Source organism: Hathewaya limosa (genome assembly GCF_030815255.1).
In the GTDB taxonomy this organism is placed as follows: domain Bacteria; phylum Bacillota; class Clostridia; order Clostridiales; family Clostridiaceae; genus Hathewaya; species Hathewaya limosa.
The window spans coordinates 100,916-120,754 of sequence record NZ_JAUSWN010000003.1 but is presented as its reverse complement, the minus strand read 5'-3'; the positions used below and the strand labels follow the sequence as shown (position 1 = coordinate 120,754).

The following is a 19,839-nucleotide window of genomic DNA, read 5'->3' as shown; positions in this document are numbered from 1 at the left end:
CATAAAAGTCTCTTTGGAGCTGTTTTTTTAATTGAGTTCAATTATCATTTAGGTATAATCTTTTATAGGAGGAGCTTAAAAGAATACTGAGTAAATATATTTTGTATTTTCATATTAAGGGGGAAAATAAATGTTAAACAGGGAATCAAGTAAAAAAATGAGAGGAAAAGACTTTATTACTATGGGAATTTTCTCAGCTATTTATTTTGTTATTAATTTTGCTGTTATGTTATTAGGTGGATTTCATCCTATTCTATGGATTTTCATGCCAGCAATTATAGCTATATTTGCAGCAGCACCATTTCTAATTATGACGGCAAAGGTACAAAAATTTGGAGCAGTACTTTTAATGGGAAGTATAACCTCCCTTATATATTTGGCTACTGGTCAGTTTACTATGGTAATTTTAATTACTTTTGCAATAAGTTGTTTTCTAGCAGAATTGTTTCGTTATAAAACAGGATATAATGATATTAAAGGAAATATTTTAGTCTATGCCTTTTACTCTATGGGGATGATAGGATCTCCTCTTCCAATATGGTTATTTAAAGATAAGTTTTTAGCACAGATCGCAGAACTAGGAATGCCCGCAACTTATATTTCTCAATTAGAAGAATTGACCTCTCCTATAATTTTAATCTTAATGGTAATTGCACCTTTTATCTGTTCTTTTATTGGAGTAGCAATTGTAAAACCATTATTTAAAAAACATTTTGAAAAAGCTGGAATCATATAATGTATGCAGAAAGTAAATCTATATTACCTCTGGATCCAAGGACAAAGTTAATACTTCTTGTCTTGGCTAATATTATTGCTTTTGCTCAACGTTCTCTATATATTGAAATAGCATGGATAGTATTCCTTTTATTTCTAATTACTTTATGTGGATGTGGAAGACAAGCTTTTAAATTACTTACTATGTTCTGTGTTTGTCTAGCTTTACAACTTTATATCCTTCCACATGGACCTAATGTAATCGGAAGTAGTTTTATTATTTTAGTATCATATGCTCGAAAGATTTTTCCATGCTTAATTATTGGGGTATTAATTACTAAGAAGACATCAATTCGAGAAATAATGGCAGTATTAGAATTATGGCATTTTCCTAAGAGCTTAATTATTGCTTTGTCTGTTACATTAAGATATTTTCCTGCCATAAAAGAAGAATTACATTATATTAAAGATGCTATGAAATTTAGAAATTTTCGTGGAATGTATAAAATAGAAGGATATCTTGTTCCAATGATACTATGTGCCACAACTACAGCAGAAGAACTTTCAGCAGCAGCTGTGGCTCGTGGAATTGAAAATTCTAAACCTAAAACAACAATTATTGATTTGAAGTGGAATATTTCTGATATACTTGTGTTGATTATCTCTATAATATTCTGTTTCTTTTCCTTTAAGTATCGATAGGAGGTAATATCTTGATTTGTATGAATAATGTAACATTTCAATATAAGCACCAAAAAAATATACTATCTAATATTAATCTTCATATAAAAGAAGGAGAAGTAATTCTTATTTGTGGAGAAAGTGGATGTGGAAAAACAACATTAACTAAACTTATTAATGGGTTAATTCCACATTTTGAAGAGGAAGGAAATCTAAATGGTCAAGTCTTTGTAAATAATTTAAGTGTTCCAGAAACTGAAATGCATAAATTAGCTGAATCAATTGGTTCTGTTTTTCAAAATCCCAAATCACAATTTTTTCATTTAGATTCTAATAGTGAGATCGTGTTTGGTTTAGAAAATTTAGGTGTTAAACCAGAAAAAATACGGGAAAGAATGGAACAAACAGTTTATAATTTAGATATAAATCATCTAATGAATCGTAATATTTTTTCTATGTCGGGTGGAGAAAAACAACTATTAGCTTTTGCTTCCGTTTATGCAATGAATCCTAAAGTTTTTATTTTAGACGAACCAACAGCTAATTTAGATTCTAAAGCAATACAGCAACTTCGTAAGCAAATTATGAAGATAAAAGCAGAGGGAAAGACGGTTGTTATTGCAGAACACCGTCTTTATTTTTTGATGGATCTAATTGATAGAGCTATTATACTTTCAAAAGGAAAGATTTATAAAAGCTTAAGTCAAGAAGAATTTCAAAAACTTTCGGAAGATAAAAGAATAAAATTGGGCTTACGCTCTTTTTGCCTTCCTCCATTAAATTTACCTTATTTAAAGGATACGTCTTCAGATAATGGATTATCCATTAAAAATCTTACATGTACCTATGGACGAAATATTGTTTTTGAAAATGTTAATTTTTCAGTAAAGCGTGGACAAATTTTAGGTATTGTTGGTTATAATGGAAGTGGTAAAACAACACTAGTAAGATGTCTCTGTGGTTTAGTTAAAGAAAAAAGAGGACAAGTAATGCTTCATGGGAAAAGATTGACTAAAAAAGAAAGAAATAAACGTTCATTTTTAGTCATGCAGGATGTTAATCATCAATTATTTACAGATAGTGTTTGGAATGAATGTGAATCTTCCAAAACAAATAAATCTAATCAGGAAATTACGAAAGTTTTAAAGGATTTTGATTTATTCCTTTATAAGGAATGTCATCCTATTTCTCTTTCAGGAGGGCAAAAACAAAGATTAGCTATTGCTACATCTTATCTTTCTGATAAAGAGATACTAATATTCGATGAGCCAACAAGTGGACTAGATTTTAAACGAATGATGGAGGTACATAGAATGATACGTAGCCTTGCAAAAGATAATAAAATTATACTTATTATTTCTCATGACGTAGAATTTTTAAATATTACTTGTGATGCACTTTTAAATATGGAGAAATTTAAAACTAAGAGGAGTTAATAAAATGAATGGTATATTTGAAAGAAATGATTTTAATTCCAATGTTTGTGAAATTATACGAACTGAAGATTGTAAAGTTATGCATCTTAAAAATAAATCTGGAGAGGGCATTATGACCATGTACCTTGTATTTCCAGGAGTTTATCTAATGTATAATGATTTTCATATGAATGAATGTTTTTCCGGTTTTCAAAGTAATACTAAACTATTCTGTATTGATCATTGCAGGGAAGGACGTATCGAAAGAAAAGTTAAAAAAGGTGTATACAGTTATTTAGAAACTGGTGACCTAAAAATTGATCAACGAATTAATCATAATGGGTATTTCTCTTTTCCTTTAAGTCATTATCATGGTTTAACAATTGCATTTGAGTGTGATATTGCAGAAAAAACTCTCCCCTTAGAAATGAGAGCATTCCCTGTAAAACTTAATGATCTTATTAAAAAATATTGTACTGACACTACTCCTTTTGTTATAAAAGGTGATCCAGTTATTGAACATATTTTCTCTGAACTTTATAATGTACCATCTAAAATTAAGAAAGACTATTTTAGAATTAAGGTTTTAGAATTATTATTGTTTTTAGAAGCATTAGAGATTAGTAAACATAAAGAAGAACGTCCTTATTTCTATTGTAATAAGGTAGAAAAAGTTAAAGCAATACAAGAACTTATGATTTCAGATTTAACTAAATACTATACAATTGAGGAACTATCAGAACAATTTGATATTGCTCAAACACCTTTAAAAGATTGTTTTAAGGGTATTTTTGGAAAACCAATTTTCACTTATATGCGGCAATATAGAATGAATTATGCGGCAACTCTTTTAAAAACTCGTAAAAATTTAAAGGTTGCTGAAATAGCGGGTCTTGTAGGATATGACAGCCCAAGTAAGTTTTCATCGGCTTTTCATCAAGTTATGGGAAAATCACCCTTGGAATATCGTAAATTATTTGTCTAAATGGTATAGTTATGACTACATAGAGCGGAATAGAAAATTTATGAATGATAACATAAACATAGCAAAGGTTTTACCACCTTTTGTATATATTATTTAAAAATGAACTATGAGAGGTGAAATAAATGAAAAAGAAAAAAAATTGGTTTAAAATTCTCTTAGAGTTTGCAAAACCTTATCATGGGAAACTCCTTATGTCCGTGCTTTGTGCTGTGCTTAGTGTTATCGGTGGTTTTATCCCTTATTATGCTATGTACAAAATTCTAAGACTATTTATTTATCAATCAGTTAAGTGGTCATCAATATTAACTTGGTGTCTTATTGCTATGTTTGGTTATTTTATAAAAATATTATTTTATGGATTTTCAACAATGTTATCCCATGTATCTGCCTATAATATTCTAAAAGAAATTAGAATTCAAATAGCAGATCAACTAGTTCAGGCTCCTTTAGGAGAAATCATGAATCGTAGAATAGGTTATATTAAAAATATCCTTATGGATAAGGTAGAAGATATAGAATCTCCATTAGCACATATGATTCCAGAGCTTTCTTCAAACTTAATCTTACCTATTGTAATCTTTATATGGATGTCCATTATTGATTGGCGGATGGGATTATCTATGTTGATCTCACCAATCATATCCTTGATTCCTATGTTTTTTTTAATGAAGAACTATAATAGTCAATATAAATCATATATGAGTGCAAATAATCATGTTAATAATGTAATTATTGAATATGTAGAAGGCATAGAAGTGGTAAAAGCTTTTAATCAAAGTTCTAAATCATATAAAAAATTTACAGAAGCAGTAAAATCCTTTAGTGACTTTACTTTAGCTTGGTTTAAAAGTACTTGGAAAACAATGAACTTAACTTTTTCTATTATGCCTACAACTCTTCTTGGTGTACTACCTGTTGGTATATTACTTTATCAGAAAGGAATTATCCTACCAGATCAATTAGCTATGTGCATTATTCTTTCTTTAAGTATTATAGGACCATTAATGAAGGCTACAACTTTTATTAATGAAATGAAAGCTATGGAGTTTTCTGTTAATGATGCAAAAAAATTAATGGATATTCCTGTTTTATCTAATTCCAAAGAAAAAGTAAAGTTAAATGGAAGTGAAATTCAACTACATGAAGTTTCTTTTTCTTATGATGGTACAGAACGAGGGAAAGTTTTGCATAATATTAATTTTGTAATACCTAATGGAAGTTTTACTGCCTTAGTAGGACCTTCAGGAAGTGGAAAATCTACAATAGCACAATTAATTGCTCGTTTTTGGGATGTAGATAGCGGTTATATAACTATTGATAATGTTAATATTAAAGATATTCCTATGGATCAACTTTCTAAAAATATTAGTTTTGTAACCCAAGATAATTTTTTATTTAATTGCTCTTTAAAAGAAAATATTAGATTAGGAAATCCCAATGCAACGGATAATGAAGTTTATGAAGCGGCTAAAAAAGCTTGTTGTAGTGATTTTATACAATCTTTAGAACAAGGTTTTGATACACCGGCCGGTGTTGCAGGTAAAAAATTATCTGGTGGAGAAAAACAACGAATTGCCATTGCAAGAGCTATCTTAAAGAATGCTCCTATTGTTATTTTAGATGAGGCTACCGCTTTTACAGATCCAGAAAATGAAAGTAAAATCCAAGAGTCTATTATGTCTTTATCTAAACATAAAACATTATTAGTTATTGCCCATCGACTTTCTACAATCCAAAATGCAGATCAAATTATTTTATTAAAAAATGGTGGTATTGTAGACAGTGGTAAGCAGAATGAATTATTAAGTAGATCAGATTTATATATTAATATGTGGAAAGCTCATATTGGGTCAAAAAATTGGTCTGTCAATAGAAGAAAGGAGAGATGTTAGATGTTGCAAACTATTAAACGTATTATCCATTGGGCTAGTAAATATAAGAAACGTTTATATTTAGGAGTTTTTTTCTCTTTCCTTAGTAGTATAATGACATCCGCACCAATTATGATTGCTGCATGGTCTTTAGGTAAGATATTAGATTCGTGGCGAAATCATGTACCTTTACCTGAAGGTATGGTGTATAAAGTGTTTTTAGCTATTTCTTTTTTTATTTTTTTACGATTTATTTTAAGTTATTGGAAAGCAACATTCCAAGAAAGTATAGGACATGAAGTAGCAGCAGAAAAAAGAATTGAAATTGGAGATATTTTAAGACGAGTATCCTTAGGTTACTTTGATCAAAATAGTATTGGAAATATTTTAGCGGGTATTACTACTGAACTTTCTTTACTTGAACTACAAAGTATGAAAATGGTGGATACAATATTAAATGGATATATTCAATTATTAGCAGTTCTTTTATGCCTGTTATTCTTTAGCCCAATTGCAACTTTAATAGCTATTTTAGGTGTTATTTTATCAGGACTAGCCCTATCTGGTATCAGCTACCACGGCAAAAAAAATGCACCTATATCCTATGAAGCAACAGAAGATATGTCTGGTGCAGTTATAGAATTCATACGAGGACTTCCAATTGTTAAATCTTTTGGACAAGAAGGGGCATCTATAGAAAGATTTAAAAAAGCTACTGAAAACTTAAAAAATATTAGGATTTCTATAGAAAAAGGGTTTGTTCCTTATAATTGTTTGCATCTATTATCTTTAAAACTTGCTTCGGTATTCCTAGTCCTTGTTTGTGCATGGAAAACTTATCAACAACAGATGCCAATAGAAATTTTTATTATGTTTATATTCTTCTCTTTTATCATATTTGAAAGTGTTGAAAATATTAATAATGCTGCTCATATTTTATCTATGGTCGATAATACAATGGATAAATTAAATAATTTAGCACAAGAAAATTATATTGATAAAGATGGAAAGAACATATCCATTACTAATTATGATATTGAATTTCAAAATGTAACTTTTGGATATGGTAAAAAAATTATTTTACACGATTTAAATTTTAAAATTCCACAAAATACTATGACTGCTATAATTGGACCATCAGGAAGTGGAAAATCAACTATTTGTAATTTGATAGCAAGATTTTATGATGTTAATGAAGGATACATTACCATGGGTGGTAGTAATGTTAAAGATTTTACATGTGATAGTCTTATGAAAAATATTAGTATGGTATTCCAAAATGTCTATTTATTTAGAGATACTATTAAAAATAATATTAAATTTGGCAAACCTGACGCAAGTGAAAAAGAGATTGTTAATGCAGCAAAATCTGCTCAGTGTCATGAGTTTATTATGTCTCTTCCAAATGGATACGATACTATGGTAGGGGAGGGTGGAGCTTCTCTATCTGGTGGAGAAAAACAAAGAATTTCTATTGCTCGTGCCATATTAAAAGATGCTCCTATTATTATTTTAGATGAGGCTACTGCAAGCATTGATCCTGAAAATGAATATCTTATTCAAGAAGCAATCTCTGAATTAACTAAAGGCAAAACTATTATTACCATTGCTCATCGCTTAGAAACAATAGAAAATGCCGATGAAATACTTGTTATCAATAATGGTACTATATCTCAAATGGGTACACATAGGGAATTGTTAAAAACTGAAGGACTCTATAAAAAATTTATTAAAACTAGAAGAAGTGCTGAGACCTGGAGTTTTAAATAATATATACTAATTTGTTTACAGCATGGAACTTATTAATATTTTTAATGTACGGATTTATTAATTTTGCAAGCAACTAAATTATTTGTATAAAAGGATTGATTAAACTATAAATGAGTTACTTATCTTAACACAATTACTACTATTGGAGGATAATATAAAATGTGGTTAGAAGAAAAAATAAATTTAGGAAATAATATGGAAGTTATAAAAGATAATGATTCTACAATATATATACTAAAAGATAAATCAGGGAAAGGTATTATGAAAGCTTATAATGTATTTCCTGGTGTTATTATCACATATGATGATTTTAATATGAGTAATTGTTATTCTTCCTTTAATACTGATTTAGATATATTTTGCATAGAACATTGTAAAAAGGGTCGTATAGAATGGGAATTTACAGATGAAAGATATATGTACCTAGGAACTGGGGATTTTAAAATTGCTGAACACAACTATGATTTAAAAACCTTTAGATTTCCCCTAGAAAATTATTATGGAATTTCCATTATATTTCATTTAGAGGAAGCTTCAAAGTCTATAAATAAACTTTTTGATGGATTTTCAATAGATCTATACAAATTAAAGAATAAATTTTGCACTTCGAAAAAACCTTTTATTATGCGTGCAGATAAATCCATTGAACATATATTTTCAGAACTTTATACAATTCCTAAAAGTATTAGAGATAATTATTTTAAAATAAAAATTTTAGAATTATTATTGTTTTTAGAGGTTTTAGAAGCTCCTAAAAATACCATAGAAAATTCTTATCTTTATAGAAAACAAGTAGAAGCAGCAAAGGAAATTAAAGAATTTATAACATCAAATTTAGATAAACATTTTACTATTAAACAACTTTCAGAAAAATTTAATATACCCTCTACATCAATGAAAATAGGCTTTAAATCAGTTTATGGTATCTCTATTTATTCATATATTCGTTCCTATAAAATGAATATAGCTGCTATAATGCTTAGTAAAGATAATGAAAGCATTTCTAAAATAGCAGGTAAACTAGGATATGATAACCCAAGCAAGTTTTCTGCGGCATTTAAATCCATTGTGGGCAAATCTCCACAAGAATATAGAAAATCCTTTGTCTAAATGGAGCTACATTGTCTAGGTGGAGTAGTTTATTATTAAATATGTCACTATAATTGAGATTGATTAATAGGTGTTAATCAATCTCAATTTTTTATAGGGGGATAAACGATGAATAATAAAAATTTAAGGATTAAGAATTTAGTTAATATTGGAGTGTTTTCAGCAATTTTCATGTTAATATCATTTATTCTTATGATGCCAGCAGCAATTTCACCAGTTTTATGGATGCTGTATCCAGCAATTGTAGGTATATTTGATGGAACTATTTATATGATATTAGCATCTAAAGTTCAAAAAAGAGGAATGTCTTTAGCTATAGGGCTTATTACTGGAATTTTATATGCTGCTATTGGAGAATGCACGTGGACTATTGTGTTGACTTTTCTAATTTCAGGCACTATTTCTGAAATTCTTCGCCATCTGTTTGGATATAACACTATAAAAGGAAATATACTATCCTTTGCTGCTCTTACAACAGGATTTGTTGGTTCTCCTCTTCCAATGTGGTTGTTCCATGATAGTTATGTAAAATCTATTTTGAAACTAGGAATGGATCCAATATACGTTAATAAGATGTCTAATATGGTTTCAATTTGGTCATTAATTAGTATGATAGTTGCTGCATTTATTGGCGGTCTTATTGGTGCAAATATTGGTAAATCTCTATTAAAAAAACATTTCAAAAAAGCAGGTATCGTACAATGATAACTAGTACCAAAAAGGGAATCTTAGTTCTTGATCCAAGAACTAAGATAATTCTTCTTTTAGCAATTAATATTTTTATATTTACTAATAGTAGTGTGAAAATGGAAGTTATAATCATAAGTTGTATTGCTTTATTATTAGTTCTTTCTGGATTACCTAAGGTAGCCATAAAAGGGATTATCATTTATATTGCTTTAGTTGGATCTATGTATTTGATATTACCATATTTACCTAAAATACTTGTGTCAACTGCTAATATACTCTTTGTATTTATTAGAAAAGTATTACCTTGTGGTATGCTAGGAAGTTTACTTATTAAAACAACACCTATACGTTTAATTATGTGGTCACTACAACAATGGAAAGTGCCACAAACAATTACTATTCCTTTATCTATTACAATACGTTATTTTCCTGCTCTAAAAGAAGAGTTTTACTGTATTCACGATGCCATGAATCTTAGGAATGTAAAAGGAATTTTTAAAAAAATTGAATACATATATGTTCCTTTATTAGTTTCTGCTTCCCATACAGCAGATGAACTTAGTGAAGCTATTGTAACTAGAGGAATTGAAAATCCAAAATCTAAGACCTGTGCAGTACAAATTAAATTTAAACTACAAGATTATATTATAATAGGAATATCTATTATAATATTAGTTTTAGTTTTTATACCTGTTTAAATTAAGGAGTGTAGAAAGTGATAAATATTAAAGATGTAACTTTCTCTTATGGTAAAAATAATACTAGAGAACTTAGTAACATTAATATTAGCATAAAAAAAGGGGAGTTTCTTCTATTATGTGGACAAAGTGCTTGTGGAAAAACTACAATTACAAAATTACTTAATGGATTGGTACCACATTTTACAGATGGTGACTTTATGGGAGATGTATTTATAGATAAGGATAAAATAAAAGATCTTTCTATTTATAAAATTTCTGAAAAAGTAGGATCAGTATTTCAAAATCCTAAAACTCAGTTTTTTAATTTAGACTCTAATAGTGAATTATTTTTTGGATTAGAAAATATGGGTGTAAAACCTGAACTAATAATACAAAGAGTTAAAAAAACTATTGAAGACTTAGAAATTGAGCATCTTATGAATCGTAATGTTTTTAAACTTTCAGGTGGTGAAAAACAAATTTTAGCTCTTGCTTCTATTTATGCAGTAAATCCAGATATATACGTGTTAGATGAACCTTCAGCTAGCATTGATGAATATGGAAGAAAGCTTTTACATGATACATTAGAGAAACTTAAAAATCAAGGAAAAACTATTATTGTTGCCGAACATAGAATTCATTATTTACTAGATTTAATTGATCATGTTATTTATATTGAAAAGGGAAAAATTAAAATTGATTGTAGCAAAAATGAGTTTTTAAAATTAACTGATAAAAAGCGAAAACAACTAGGTTTAAGAACATTTTATTTATGCAATAAAAATTTTGAAATAACTCCAGTTGAAAAAGATATAGATGCACCATTAATAGTAAATAACCTTTGGTATTCTCATGAAAAAAGAAACATTTTATGTGGAGTGTCATTTTCGGCTAAAAAAGGGGATATAATAGCCATTACTGGAAGAAATGGTACTGGTAAATCTACATTTATGAGATGCTTATGTGGGCTTATAAAAGAAGCAAAGGGTGACATATTTTACGAAGATCATAAATTATCTTATAAAAAAAGACGTGGATATTGTTATATGATTATGCAAGATGTAGTCCATCAGTTGTTTTCTGATAGTGTAATAGAAGAGTTTAATCTTCTTAATAAAGAAATTTCTAATAAAGAAGTTGAAGAGGTACTAAGAAAATTTGATCTTATTGATTTTAAGAATAAACATCCTATGTCATTATCTGGAGGACAAAAACAAAGATTAGCTATTGCAGTAGCTACACTCTCACATAAAGAAATTATTATATTTGATGAACCTACAAGTGGGTTAGACTATAAAAATATGTGCAGAGTTAGTGAAATAATACAAGACCTTTCAAAAAATCATATTATTTTTGTAGTGACTCATGATGAAGAGTTATTAGAAATGACATGTAATAGAAAAATGGTTTTAAATAAGGGAGTAATAAAAGAAGATGTTTATTTAAATAGAAAAATTTCTGTCTAAATGGAGGTATAGTGTCTAGGTAGAGTAGTTGATTGTTAATTATATCAATATAATTGAGATTAGTTAGTAACCATTAACTAATCTCATTTTTTATCTATAGAACTGATTGGAGGAAAATAAATGGAAGAAAAAAACTGGTTAAAATCTGTTTTAAAGTTTTCAAAACAATGTAAAGGACTAATGATAGCTTCAGTAATTTGCGCTACCATTAGTGTTATAGGTGGGATTATTCCTTATTTTGCAGTTTATAATATTATTGTTTTATTTATTGATAAAATACCTAAAATTAATGAGATTTTATTCTGGATTGGTATATGTGTTACAGGACATATAATAAACCTATTATTTTATTCAATATCAACTATATTATCTCATAATTCAGCTTATACAATTCTTGAAACAATTCGCAGTGAAATTGCAGAAAAATTAATGAAGGTTCCTTTAGGGACAGTACTAAATAAACCCATTGGAGATTTTAAAAATGCAATTATAGATAGAGTTGAAACAATTGAAATTCCATTGGCACATCTAATTCCCGAAGTATCTTCTAATATTTTACTTATAATTTCAATATTTATATATTTATTATATATTGATTGGAGAATGGCCTTGGCATGCAGTATTCCTCTTCCTATTGGGATACTTACATATATAATAATGATGCGAGATTATAAGGAAAAGTTTAATAATTATATGGAAGCTAGTAATTATGTAAACAGTGTAATTGTTGAATATACTGAGGGAATAGAGGTTATAAAGGCATTTAATCAATCATCATCTTCTTATGAAAAATTTACAAATGCAGTTAAGTCTTTTAAAATTTATACATTAGATTGGTTTAAAAGCACATGGAAATCTATCAGTTTTGCTAATTCTATTATGCCCTCTACTTTAATTGGTACTTTACCCATAGGAATCTACTTATATCTAAAAGGCACTTTAAGTCCAGTGGATCTTGTAATGTGTCTTATATTATCTCTTGGAATTGTAACTCCTTTAATGGCTATTATTCCATTTATTGATGATATGTCTATGCTTAAATATGCAGTTGAAGATGCTATGACATATTTAAATTTGCCAGAACTTAAAAATAAAGAATGTAATATAAACATAGATAAATACAATATAGAACTTAATAATATTTCTTTTTCTTACAATGAAAACTTAGAAGAAGTTATATTATCAAATATTAATTTAAAGTTTGATGAAGGTAAATTTTATGCCTTGGTGGGACCATCTGGTGGAGGTAAATCAACAATAGCCAAACTTATTGCTCGTTTCTGGGATGTTAGTACTGGTGAAATTCTCATTGGAAATACTAACATAAAAAACATTTCACTTAAACAACTTGCAGATCTTGTAAGCTTTGTAACACAAGATAACTTTTTATTTAATTGTTCTATTAAAGAAAATATAAGACTTGGAAATCCTAATGCTACTGATGAAGAAGTATATACTGCTGCACAGGCTGCCCAATGTGATGAATTTATAAAAAATTTAGACCATGGATATAATACAAAAGCCGGTGAAGCTGGCAAACAATTATCTGGTGGAGAAAAACAACGTATTGCAATTGCTAGAGCACTTCTTAAGAATTCTCCTATTGTAATATTAGATGAGGCAACTGCTTTTACTGATCCTGAGAATGAATTAAAAATTCAAAAATCTATTGCATTACTTACAAAAGGAAAAACATTAATTGTAATTGCTCATAGACTTTCTACCATAAAACATGCAGATAAGATAATTGTACTTAAAAAAGGAAAGGTATTGGATAGTGGTTCCCATGAAGAATTATTGGAAAAATGTTCTTTATATTATGACATGTGGCAAGCACATATTGGCGCAAAAAAATGGTCAGCAAATGTTAAATTAAAGGAGGAATATAAAAATGTTTAAATCTTTAAAACGCATAATTTCCTGGACAGATCAATATAAAAAACGTCTTTATTTTGGAATACTATGTTCTTTCTTTTCTACCATATTTACAGCTATTCCAATTATGCTTGCAGCTTATGGGTTAAATGCTGTTATTGAAGATTATCATGAAGTTAACAAATGTGATCCTAATATAGTTTGGTATTTACTTATAGGAATGATTATAGCTGTCCTTTTAAGATTTTTCTTTTCTTATCTTAAAGCAATATCTCAAGAAAGTATTGGCTATGAAGTAGTCGCTAATGAAAGAATTTCTATAGGAAATATTTTTAAAAGGGTATCGTTGGGATTTTTTAGTAAATACAATTCTGGTGAACTCTCTTCGGTAATAACAACTGATTTATCTTATATGGAAATGTATTCTATGAAAATTACTGATACTATAGTTAACGGATATGTAAGTGCTTTTACAATGGTTTTATGTCTTACTTTTTACAATATTTCAATTGCTATAATCTGTATTATTGGAATATTATTTTCAGGATTATTTTTAAAAATGTTAATAAATAAAAGTAAACAAAACGTTCCTACACAGAAAAAAGCAGAAAAAGATATGATAACATCAACCTTAGAATATATTCGTGGACTGCCCATAGTTAAGGCATTTAAACAAGAAGGAGTTTCTGTTGAAGGTATAAAAAAAGCATATAATGATAGTAAAAAAATCAATATTAAAATTGAAAAACAATTTGTACCTTATAACTGTTTGCATTTATTTTCCTTAAAGATGGCATCAACAGCTATTGTACTTGTTTCCTGTTATAGTGTTTCAAATGGTAAAATGACTATTTCTGTAATGCTTATGATGACTATTTTTTCATTTATTATTTTTGGACATGTAGAATCTATAAATAATGCAAGTCATGTTCTACAAGTCATTGATAATACAATGGATAAACTTGATAATATTAAAAGTGTACAATTCATTGATGAAAATGGATTAAATATTAATGTTGAATCTTACGATATAACTTTTAATAATGTAAGTTTTGCATATGGAAATAAAAAAGTTTTGCATGATATATCATTTGATATTCCTCAAAATACAACCACTGCTATAGTTGGTCCATCTGGTAGTGGTAAATCTACAATTTGTAATTTAATAGCTCGTTTTTATGATCCAACTATAGGGGATATCACTCTTGGGGGGGTTAATCTTAAAAAATTTACTTGTGATAGTCTTCTTTCAAATATAAGCATGGTTTTTCAAGATGTATATCTTTTTAATGATAATATTTTAAATAACATTAAGTTCGGAAGACCTAATGCTACTTTTGATGAAGTTGTTGAAGCGGCTAAAAAAGCAAGATGTCATGATTTTATAATGGAGTTTCCTAATGGATATAATACCATTTGCAATGATAGTGGTTCATCATTATCTGGTGGAGAGAAACAGAGAATTTCTATTGCTCGTGCTATATTAAAAGATTCTCCTATTGTTATTTTAGATGAAGCAACCGCAAGCATTGATCCAGAAAATGAACATTATATTCAAGAAGCAATTAGTGAGTTAACCTATGGAAAAACAATAATAATCATTGCTCATAGACTTGCAACTATTGAAAATGCCGATCAAATACTTGTTATCAATAATGGTACTATATCTCAAATGGGTACACATAGGGAATTGTTAAAAACTGAAGGAATATATAAAAAGTTTGTTGAAACTAGAAGAAGTGCTGAGACTTGGAGTTTTAAATAATATATGCTAACTAAATATTGACATAATTTGTATTTAAAATTAGGGGTTTTATTAAGTCTTACATGATAAAATTATTCATAAATCTCAAAATAAGAGCGGAGGGCAAAGTCTTACAAATGTTAATACAAAAGATATTAAAGAAGATGTAACTACATTAAGTACTAAATTAAAAAATAATGATTTTGCTAAAAAAATTAGAGATAGGAGAAAAATTTAATGTGGAGTAAAACTAAGATACACTTAGAAAATCTCATGTGTGACTCATTAAAACACAGAGTGAAATTTCATTGTTCTAATTATAGAATGCATGATGGCATTGGTAGAACTTATATAGCTGTAGATGGTAAAGAAATATATAATATGTGTACTTTAAAAAGAAATTATTATATGAAACCAGTAGAGGGTATATATTCTCAAGTTGAATTTCTTGACATAGTATATAAATATTTAAATACTTCTATAGATGAATGTATTAAAATTGAAAATTCTTTAATGAAGATATTAATAATTTTAGATAGAAGAATAGGAAAAAGAAGATTATTAAATATGAAGGAAAGTATAGAAAATGAAGAGGACACCGTAAAGTACTTTTATGATTTAAGATGTACTGCTGAAAAAATTCATAAAAAATGACAATAGTATAAAAACTATAATTATTCTCTCTTCTTTATATTTTTAATTATAACATCTTAGAAAATATTTAATAAACTGATATATAATCTTAAATTTGTTAATATATTTAAAAGTAATTGAAAACGATTCTCAAAAATGCTACACTACTAGTAATGTTAGATATAGATACTTAGGATTTTACTTATACTTTTAAATAAACTACAAGTTAACTACTTAGTAATTTTATTACCTCTAGTATATGGCTATTTATTTGTAATAACTTTGCATGAATCAATATTCTTAAATAAAATCCTTTATCATATGTAAAAAGTAAAACTTTTCTTAAAGCATAAGGAGGGGGAGCAAATGAATGCTAAAAATATTATTAATATAAGAGAAGCACGTAAAAATGAAATTGATATTGTTGGTGGTAAAGGTGCAAATTTAGGAATAATGATTTCATCAGAAATTCCAGTTCCTGATGGTTTTATTGTAACAGCACATGCATATAAAAACTTTTTACAAAATAATGGAATAACAGAAATAATACATGAAAGAATAAAAAATATTAATGAAGATCATAATCGTATAAAATCAGAGACTGAACACATCCGAAACCTAATATTAAAATCCCAATTTTCAAAAGAAATGAAAGAAAATATAGAAAATAGATATAATGCATTTAAAAAACCAGTTCATTTAGCCGTAAGATCTTCTGCAACTGATGAGGATCTACCAGATGCTAGTTTCGCAGGACAACAAGAAACATATTTAAATGTTATTAAAATAGAAGATGTATTTCTGTCAATAAAAAAATGCTTTGCTTCACTTTGGAGTATTCGTTCCTTTTCATACAGGGAAAATAATGGATATAATCATTTTGATGTTGCCATAGCCGTTGTAATTCAAGAAATGATAGAATCCGAAATATCTGGAATTTTGTTTACGGCTAATCCTGTATCTGGAGAAAAACAAACCATAATAGATGCTTCTTATAACTTAGGCGAAGCTATTGTATCAGGTAGAGTTACACCTGATAACTATATTCTCGATGAGAATGGAAATGAAATATCCTTTACACTTGGAAGTAAAGACATATCTATTATCTATTCAGATGAGGGGACCAAAACTATAAAAAATCCTAATTATATGAAAGAACGTAGATGTCTTAATGCAGAGGATTTAAAAAAATTGTTTTGTGAAGCTTCTAAGGTTGAAAATTTATATAAAAAGCCTATGGATATAGAATGGGCAATTAAAGATAAAAAAGTATACATTCTGCAAGCTCGTCCAATTACTACAATAGATACAATAAAAAAAGAAATAAAGAGTTCTAGGACCTATTCAAAAAAAGAAAAAGAGTATTTAAATAATATGATAGAGCATTTCCCAGTAGTATGCTACCCATTAGATTTTAACATAGCAATGATATTACAAAATATGAAGTATGAATTATTTGAAGAGGCAGGTTTAAAAATTAAGAGTCCTATTCGTATGGATGATATGGGTATTATTCATATGGATAAAATTAATTGGAAAATAAGTGGAAAAATATTACGTTTTTTAAAGATATACGGTGAATACAAAGATAATGAAAATAATATAAGTTGTGGAGAAAAAATTTTAAAAACTTGTGAAGATAACCTTAAAATATTAGAAAAAGAAATAATGTATAAAAATAAAAATTTCACTTTTTCAGAGATTAGGGATTATTTCAATAAACTTGTTGAAATTCATAAAAAAATATCATATGCAAGGTTTAGATATTTTCTTTTTCCATCAGTTATGATTGGTGAGAAACTTGATAAAAAATTAAAAAAGATAAATTCAAATTATAGTGAATATGATCTTTTATCAGAACTTGAGTATGTAACAGTAAATATGAATAAAGAAATAGATACTATACTAAAATTATTATCTAAAAATGACAACTGCATGAAAGATTTATTAGTTGAAAGTAATGATTATATGCTTTTAAAGAAAAAATATAGTACTGAATTTGAACCAATAGATAGATTTTTAAAACAATATGGATGGAAATCAAATTATTGTTGTATTCCATTCTCTTCAATTTCTTGGTGCGAAGATCCAAATAGATTTTTAAATCTTTTAAGAGTAACTATGACTTCAAAACTAAAAGATAAGGCTAATGAAAGTAATAAATATAAGAATATCTTAAAAACACTAGAAAAGCATACAGGCAAAAAAGAACTTAATAAAATGATGAAAGATATTTCTTATTATAGATTGGCTCATGTTAGACGTGAAGAAAGTCAATATCTTTGGGAAACTGGTTTTGGCTTATTAAGAGTCCTTTTACAAAGAATAGCAACTCTATTAAATGTAGAAAAAAATGATTTATTATACTTATCTTTTAATGAGCTAGAGGAAGTAATGACTATAGGTAAGTTAACCGATAACCATGTTAAAATAATTTCTAATAGAAAGTCACATCATAAAGAAGCAGAGGAAAATTGGAATCAGATGACAATTGATGCTTTCTATAGTGATGAAGAAGATTTTTATAAAGGAATTAGTGGTAGCTGTGGAATAGTAAAAGGAAAGGTTTGCATTGTAAGAACTCATAGTGAATTTAATAAACTAAAAGAAGGAGATATTTTAGTTTGTCCATATACTGCTCCTGAATGGACACCACTTTTTAAACTTGCAAAAGCAGTAGTATCCGATACTGGAGGATCACTATCCCATGCAGCAATCGTAGCTCGTGAATATAACATTCCCGCTGTATTAGGTGTTGGTAATGCAACTATGAATCTATTAGATGGAGATTGCATACTAGTTGATGGTAATAAAGGAAGTGTAAGAAAGATTTCAGAGGATCTAATATGAATAAGAATAAAAAAATAAGTAAATATGAAAAGCTTACAGAGACTCCCGTTTCAAAATTAGTTATAAATATGGCAATTCCATCTACTTTGGCCATGTTAATTGGAATAGCATATAGCCTAGCAGATACGTATTTTGTATCAAAGATTGATACTGCTTCCACAGCATCAGTAGGACTAGCTTTTTCATTTATGAGTGTTATTCAAGCATTTGGTCTTCTTTATGGTCATGGTTCAGGAAATTATATATCCAGAATGGAGGGAGAAAAAAATAAAAAGGAATCCTCCAAAATGGCAATAGATGGACTTATAATTTCGTTTATTGTAGGTGCTATTATATTAATTTTAGGGGAAATATATATAGATAAGTTAGTATATTTTTTAGGAGCTAATAAAAGTCTTATTCCACTAACCAAAGAATATTTATCAATACTCTTGATAGGGGCTCCATTTATGATTTCTTCTTTAACAATAAATACCCAATTTCGTCTACAGGGTAATGCTAGTTTAGGGGCTATAGGTATTACAATGGGTGCCATTATTAATTGCATATTAGATCCTATTTTAATATTTAGCTTTAACTTAAAAATTAAGGGAGCTGCATATGCTACAATTATTGGAGAAATTATAAGCTTTTTTATATTAGTTTTTTTAAGTAGTAAAAAAGAAAATGTAAAATTTAGCTTTAAAAATTTTCATATTAATAAAAATATATTAAAAGAACTTTTTGGTGGAGGACTTCCTAATTTCACAAGAGAAATCTTTATAGGTGTTTCTCTATCGCTTTTAAATAATAGGTTGAAGATTTATGGAAAAGAGTATTTAGCGGCTTTTACAATAGTAAATAGATTAATGCTTGCAGGAACATATCTTATGGTTGGATTAGGACATGGTTTTCAACCAGTATGTGTTTTTAATTACGGAGCAAAGTTATATAAACGCGTGGAAAAAGCCTTAAAATTCACATTAAAATCAGCCATTATTTTCATGATTTTTATTTCAGCTATATTTATTATTAAGAGTGATAATTTAATTTCATTCTTTACAAGTGATTATAATGTAATCACAATCGGTTCGATGGTTCTAAAAATACAATCTCTTAGCTTACCACTTATAGGGTATATAACTATATCAGGTATGTTTTTACAAAATATTCACAGATTTAAGGAAGCTACATTAGTTACAACTTTAAGACAAGGATTTATATATATCCCATTGATTTTAATAATACCAAAATTATTCGGTTTAGAAGGGATATTATGGGTACAACCTGTATCCGATTTAATTGCTTTTATAATTGCAAGTATCTTAACCACTAAAAATCAAAGGAGATTAAAATTGTCATAACATCATAGACGA

15 protein-coding genes are annotated in these 19,839 nt (G+C 28.0%); all 15 read left to right on the top strand.

Translation table 11 applies throughout. The features are described 5' to 3' along the window. The first annotated feature begins 130 nt into the window (after window positions 1-130). The 15 genes from QOZ93_RS02870 (at window position 131) to QOZ93_RS02800 (ending at window position 19,827) form a co-directional block, all read left to right on the top strand. Complete coding sequence (locus tag QOZ93_RS02870) at window positions 131-736, top strand: MptD family putative ECF transporter S component (protein WP_307355037.1); 606 nt, start codon at window positions 131-133, stop codon at window positions 734-736. Further along, complete coding sequence (locus tag QOZ93_RS02865; RefSeq protein ID WP_307355036.1) at window positions 736-1,416, top strand: energy-coupling factor transporter transmembrane component T; 681 nt, start codon at window positions 736-738, stop codon at window positions 1,414-1,416. The genes QOZ93_RS02870 and QOZ93_RS02865 overlap by 1 nt, the downstream gene beginning before the upstream one ends. Window positions 1,417-1,427: 11 nt before the next feature. After that, complete coding sequence (locus QOZ93_RS02860; protein WP_307355035.1) at window positions 1,428-2,831, top strand: ABC transporter ATP-binding protein; 1,404 nt, start codon at window positions 1,428-1,430, stop codon at window positions 2,829-2,831. Between the two features lie 4 nt (window positions 2,832-2,835). Next, window positions 2,836-3,795, top strand: coding sequence for a helix-turn-helix domain-containing protein (locus QOZ93_RS02855; RefSeq protein ID WP_307355034.1), 960 nt, complete (start codon window positions 2,836-2,838; stop codon window positions 3,793-3,795). Between the two features lie 122 nt (window positions 3,796-3,917). Beyond that, complete coding sequence (locus QOZ93_RS02850; RefSeq protein ID WP_307355033.1) at window positions 3,918-5,687, top strand: ABC transporter ATP-binding protein; 1,770 nt, start codon at window positions 3,918-3,920, stop codon at window positions 5,685-5,687. After that, the gene (locus tag QOZ93_RS02845; RefSeq protein WP_307355032.1) at window positions 5,688-7,436 is read left to right on the top strand and encodes an ABC transporter ATP-binding protein; all 1,749 of its coding nucleotides are present in this window, start codon (window positions 5,688-5,690) and stop codon (window positions 7,434-7,436) included. 159 nt (window positions 7,437-7,595) lie between these two features. Further along, window positions 7,596-8,546: a helix-turn-helix domain-containing protein gene (locus tag QOZ93_RS02840; protein WP_307355031.1), complete on the top strand. Its 951-nt coding sequence runs from the start codon at window positions 7,596-7,598 to the stop codon at window positions 8,544-8,546. 108 nt (window positions 8,547-8,654) lie between these two features. Next, window positions 8,655-9,251, top strand: a complete 597-nt coding sequence (locus tag QOZ93_RS02835) for an MptD family putative ECF transporter S component (RefSeq protein WP_307355030.1) — start codon at window positions 8,655-8,657, stop codon at window positions 9,249-9,251. Then, window positions 9,248-9,934: an energy-coupling factor transporter transmembrane component T family protein gene (locus QOZ93_RS02830; protein WP_307355029.1), complete on the top strand. Its 687-nt coding sequence runs from the start codon at window positions 9,248-9,250 to the stop codon at window positions 9,932-9,934. The genes QOZ93_RS02835 and QOZ93_RS02830 overlap by 4 nt, the downstream gene beginning before the upstream one ends. A 17-nt stretch (window positions 9,935-9,951) precedes the next feature. Next, complete coding sequence (locus tag QOZ93_RS02825) at window positions 9,952-11,382, top strand: ABC transporter ATP-binding protein (RefSeq protein WP_307355028.1); 1,431 nt, start codon at window positions 9,952-9,954, stop codon at window positions 11,380-11,382. Window positions 11,383-11,502: 120 nt separating this feature from the next. Next, a complete protein-coding gene (locus QOZ93_RS02820; protein WP_307355027.1) occupies window positions 11,503-13,281 on the top strand; it encodes an ABC transporter ATP-binding protein in 1,779 nt (592 codons plus the stop codon). Next, window positions 13,274-15,022 carry an ABC transporter ATP-binding protein gene (locus QOZ93_RS02815; RefSeq protein ID WP_307355026.1) on the top strand — a complete coding sequence of 583 codons (1,749 nt, stop codon included), beginning with the start codon at window positions 13,274-13,276 and terminating at the stop codon, window positions 15,020-15,022. The genes QOZ93_RS02820 and QOZ93_RS02815 overlap by 8 nt, the downstream gene beginning before the upstream one ends. A gap of 216 nt (window positions 15,023-15,238) precedes the next feature. Then, window positions 15,239-15,655 (top strand): SF0329 family protein, encoded by a 417-nt coding sequence (locus QOZ93_RS02810; RefSeq protein WP_307355025.1) that lies wholly within the window; start codon window positions 15,239-15,241, stop codon window positions 15,653-15,655. Between the two features lie 345 nt (window positions 15,656-16,000). After that, window positions 16,001-18,484: a PEP/pyruvate-binding domain-containing protein gene (locus QOZ93_RS02805; RefSeq protein WP_307355024.1), complete on the top strand. Its 2,484-nt coding sequence runs from the start codon at window positions 16,001-16,003 to the stop codon at window positions 18,482-18,484. Beyond that, entirely contained in the window at window positions 18,481-19,827 is a 1,347-nt protein-coding gene (locus QOZ93_RS02800) for an MATE family efflux transporter (RefSeq protein WP_307355023.1), read from the top strand. Before QOZ93_RS02805 ends, QOZ93_RS02800 begins: the two co-directional genes overlap by 4 nt. Window positions 19,828-19,839: the final 12 nt, after the last annotated feature.

What these genes read in the sequence shown, in the direction of transcription:
- QOZ93_RS02840 (WP_307355031.1), top strand. Translation starts at nt 7,596, where the DNA reads ATGTGGTTAGAAGAAAAAATAAATTTAGGAAATAATATGGAAGTTATA.
- QOZ93_RS02850 (WP_307355033.1), top strand. Translation starts at nt 3,918, where the DNA reads ATGAAAAAGAAAAAAAATTGGTTTAAAATTCTCTTAGAGTTTGCAAAA.
- QOZ93_RS02805 (WP_307355024.1), top strand. Translation starts at nt 16,001, where the DNA reads ATGAATGCTAAAAATATTATTAATATAAGAGAAGCACGTAAAAATGAA.
- QOZ93_RS02870 (WP_307355037.1), top strand. Translation starts at nt 131, where the DNA reads ATGTTAAACAGGGAATCAAGTAAAAAAATGAGAGGAAAAGACTTTATT.
- QOZ93_RS02810 (WP_307355025.1), top strand. Translation starts at nt 15,239, where the DNA reads ATGTGGAGTAAAACTAAGATACACTTAGAAAATCTCATGTGTGACTCA.
- QOZ93_RS02815 (WP_307355026.1), top strand. Translation starts at nt 13,274, where the DNA reads ATGTTTAAATCTTTAAAACGCATAATTTCCTGGACAGATCAATATAAA.
- QOZ93_RS02865 (WP_307355036.1), top strand. Translation starts at nt 736, where the DNA reads ATGTATGCAGAAAGTAAATCTATATTACCTCTGGATCCAAGGACAAAG.
- QOZ93_RS02835 (WP_307355030.1), top strand. Translation starts at nt 8,655, where the DNA reads ATGAATAATAAAAATTTAAGGATTAAGAATTTAGTTAATATTGGAGTG.
- QOZ93_RS02845 (WP_307355032.1), top strand. Translation starts at nt 5,688, where the DNA reads ATGTTGCAAACTATTAAACGTATTATCCATTGGGCTAGTAAATATAAG.
- QOZ93_RS02830 (WP_307355029.1), top strand. Translation starts at nt 9,248, where the DNA reads ATGATAACTAGTACCAAAAAGGGAATCTTAGTTCTTGATCCAAGAACT.
- QOZ93_RS02820 (WP_307355027.1), top strand. Translation starts at nt 11,503, where the DNA reads ATGGAAGAAAAAAACTGGTTAAAATCTGTTTTAAAGTTTTCAAAACAA.
- QOZ93_RS02800 (WP_307355023.1), top strand. Translation starts at nt 18,481, where the DNA reads ATGAATAAGAATAAAAAAATAAGTAAATATGAAAAGCTTACAGAGACT.
- QOZ93_RS02855 (WP_307355034.1), top strand. Translation starts at nt 2,836, where the DNA reads ATGAATGGTATATTTGAAAGAAATGATTTTAATTCCAATGTTTGTGAA.